Source organism: Bacillus sp. JH7 (genome assembly GCF_001563515.1).
Lineage (GTDB): Bacteria > Bacillota > Bacilli > Bacillales > Bacillaceae_G > Bacillus_A > Bacillus_A cereus.
In genome coordinates, this window is sequence record NZ_LPUS01000009.1 from 1 (window position 1) to 2563 (window position 2563).

Sequence of the window (2563 nt, forward strand, 5' to 3'; positions counted from 1 at the left end):
TGCCTTCATAGTTTGGTGATGATGGCAGAGAGGTCACACCCGTTCCCATACCGAACACGGAAGTTAAGCTCTCTAGCGCCGATGGTAGTTGGGACCTTGTCCCTGTGAGAGTAGGACGTCGCCAAGCAAAAACCTAAGTCGTTTCGACTTAGGTTTTTTTGTGTTTATTTTTATTATTTTAAATTTAAAGGTAAGAATTACCTTTATAAGAATATAGTCCAGATGTAACAAGAATGTTTGTGATCTTATATAAAAAGGTTATATGAAAAGTAGCAATCTAGCTCTTTTAACATAACCTTTTGTGTTTTTAAAGGATTTTACATTAGAAAAAATCTATAATTAAGGTAGTTAACATATATTTTTGATGGGTGTGGGGGATTATGAAAGAAATATGCATGTTATTAGTGGCTGTTATATTATGGGGCACAGCCATTGCGCCAACAAAATGGGCGTTAGAATCTATTCAGCCGTTTACTTTGTTGTTTATTCGTCTTTTCTTTGCAGGTGGAATTTGTATGCTATTCTCATTTAAGCAACTACAAAAATCAGTTGTACATAAAAAAGTTCCATGGAAAAGAATGAGTTTGTTAGCTTTTACCGGTGTAGCTGGTTATTTTATGTTTACATCCTACGGTATTTCTTTAACCAGTGGATTACATGTGAGTATTATAGATGCTGCATTACCATTAGTTACAATTCTTTTTTCAGCACTCTTTTTGAAAGAGAAAATTCGATTGAATTATTGGATAGGAATTATATTGGGTGCTATAGGAGTACTCTTTATTACGATTCCATCTAAAAATGCTAATCAAGAAGTGTCTTTAATAGGAGATATACTGATATTATTAAGTACTTTTCTATTTGCTTTCTACACAGTTTTGCTAAAACGGCCAAAACAAGAACAGTATTTATCAAACGAGGTTTTTACAACATTAACTTTAATTATTGGAGCTGTTATTCTCTTACCGTTTGCACTGGTAGAAATTTTTTATTACGGTCTCCCAAAGGTTGAAACTTGGAAAACGGGACTTAGTGTAATATACCTTGTTATTGGAGCAACAATTTTAGCATATTGGTTTTGGAATAAAGCGCTAGAGAGAGTTTCAGCATCAGTAAGCGGATTATATTTAAATGCATTACCATTAATAAGTATTGTTACTTCAATTATTCTATTAAATGAATCTCTGACATGGAGAGTAATAATGGGAGCGAGTTTAGTTTTAATCGGAGTAGGATGGGCGGATAAGCAAAAGTTATGTAATCTATTAAAAGGTAACAAGGTGGAGAATAGAGACTGTTAAACAGTATGATTTATATAATTGAAATGTTAAAAAGATACCTTATATATGAGGTATCTTTTTTATTTAGCAAAGATAATAGACTAAAGTTAGTATGGATATTTTTTGCTGTATTTATATGTGTCGAAATCATTTTGAAATATTGTTTGGACAAGTTGTATACATTCAGTATCATAAAAGCTTTCAAAAGTCGGATGACGGGGAAATAAAGGGTCAGTAATATCGCCTTCGCTAAAATCCCCTTTATAAATCATGGCGGGAGTTTGATGATGCCATGATGTTGAGAACTCATTTATTGGTGCGGTTTTTAATTCGAAACGCTTTTCTAATTCTTTCATTTCCTGATCGAAGTTTTCTAAGTATATATAATTGGTCACATATTCTTCTTCACCAGCTATATATTGTTGTGTGAAATGTGGGTTAATATCACTTGCGTGAGCCCCTTTCATAAATAGATAGTATAGAAATTGTTTAAATGAGATCCCTTTGGAGGAATTTTCATCTTGATATAAAAACTTTCGGATGGGTTTCCATTCGGGATGTTCCATATAAGGAGGTCCAATTAAGGATACGAAAGAACTGACTGCTCTCCTATAAGGGTTACGAACAAGTTTAAAAGTTTCTTTTTGTTTTTCTCGTAAAGCTACTCCTAGTCGTACACTATAGGCAGGTGTACTTTTGTATATATCATATTCATAATTATGAATGAAAGGACTATAGCTTAGGGCGGTTTGTAATAAATCAATCTGGTAAAAGAACCACTTAGCAAGAGAAGTACAACCGCTTTTTTGACTCCAAAATAGAATGATTGGAAACTTCCTATGATAGTGTGGGCTTCTTGAATGGGAGCCTATGATGTGTAATAAAGAAGGATTGAACAAGTTCTACACTCCTTTCAGTTATCTTATTGATATGTATGAGAAATAAAAGGGGGGTATGAGAGTCTTTTTCATCTTTTAAAAAAAATGAAAGATTAATATTGACTATTATTATATAGAGGTGTAATATAGGACAAGTCGCCGATGACAATAACGTCGCAAGCGACAAATGAAATAAAAAAACTTAGTTGACATTAACTAACGAAGATGTTAACATAAGGAAGTCGCGAATGAGCGACCAAGTAGTTCTTTGAAAACTGAACGAAACAAACAACGTGAAACGTCAATTTTTATTTTAGATGCTAGACAAACTAACTTTATTGGAGAGTTTGATCCTGGCTCAGGATGAACGCTGGCGGCGTGCCTAATACATGCAAGTCGAGCGAA

At 33.6% G+C, this 2563-nt stretch carries 2 protein-coding genes and 2 rRNA genes; 3 read left to right on the forward strand and 1 reads right to left on the reverse strand.

Annotated features, from left to right (window positions below; all coding sequences use genetic code 11):
* The first annotated feature begins 11 nt into the window (after nucleotides 1–11).
* Together rrf and AU379_RS17385 are read left to right on the forward strand one after the other, a co-directional pair.
* Nucleotides 12–127 (forward strand): 5S ribosomal RNA (gene rrf, locus AU379_RS17380).
* 253 nt (nucleotides 128–380) lie between these two features.
* The gene (locus AU379_RS17385) at nucleotides 381–1301 is read left to right on the forward strand and encodes a DMT family transporter (protein WP_061139568.1); all 921 of its coding nucleotides are present in this window, start codon (nucleotides 381–383) and stop codon (nucleotides 1299–1301) included.
* Nucleotides 1302–1387: 86 nt separating this feature from the next.
* Here the strand turns inward: AU379_RS17385 and AU379_RS17390 are convergent, their stop codons facing one another.
* Nucleotides 1388–2179: a sulfotransferase family 2 domain-containing protein gene (locus AU379_RS17390; protein ID WP_061139569.1), complete on the reverse strand. Its 792-nt coding sequence runs from the start codon at nucleotides 2177–2179 to the stop codon at nucleotides 1388–1390.
* A gap of 314 nt (nucleotides 2180–2493) precedes the next feature.
* Here AU379_RS17390 and AU379_RS17395 point away from each other — a divergent pair.
* Nucleotides 2494–2563, forward strand: a 16S ribosomal RNA gene (locus AU379_RS17395); the annotation flags it as partial.

Coding starts and splice junctions, on each gene's coding strand:
- AU379_RS17385 (WP_061139568.1), top strand. CDS start 381: ATGAAAGAAATATGCATGTTATTAGTGGCTGTTATATTATGGGGCACA.